Annotated in this window: 1 rRNA gene; it reads left to right on the top strand. The window is 49.1% G+C overall.

Going from position 1 to position 228, the window contains the following annotated elements:
- A 23S ribosomal RNA gene (locus M3629_RS28335) occupies positions 1–228 on the top strand; the annotation flags it as partial.

Below are 228 nucleotides of genomic sequence, written 5' to 3'. Positions count from 1 at the left end.
ACCATTGAAAGAGTGCGTAATAGCTCACTGGTCGAGTGACTCTGCGCCGAAAATGTAACGGGGCTAAACACACCACCGAAGCTATGGCTTGATGCTTGCATCAGGGGTAGGGGAGCGTTGTATAAGGGTTGAAGGTGTACCGTAAGGAGCGCTGGACATTATACAAGTGAGAATGCCGGTATGAGTAACGAAAAGATCAGTGAGAATCTGATCCGCCGAAAGCCTAAG

It is taken from the genome of Paenibacillus polysaccharolyticus (assembly GCF_023714295.1).
Classification (GTDB): Bacteria; Bacillota; Bacilli; order Paenibacillales; family Paenibacillaceae; genus Paenibacillus; species Paenibacillus polysaccharolyticus_A.
Note: the sequence above shows the minus strand (reverse complement) of the source record. Positions and strands in the feature narration are given on the sequence as shown.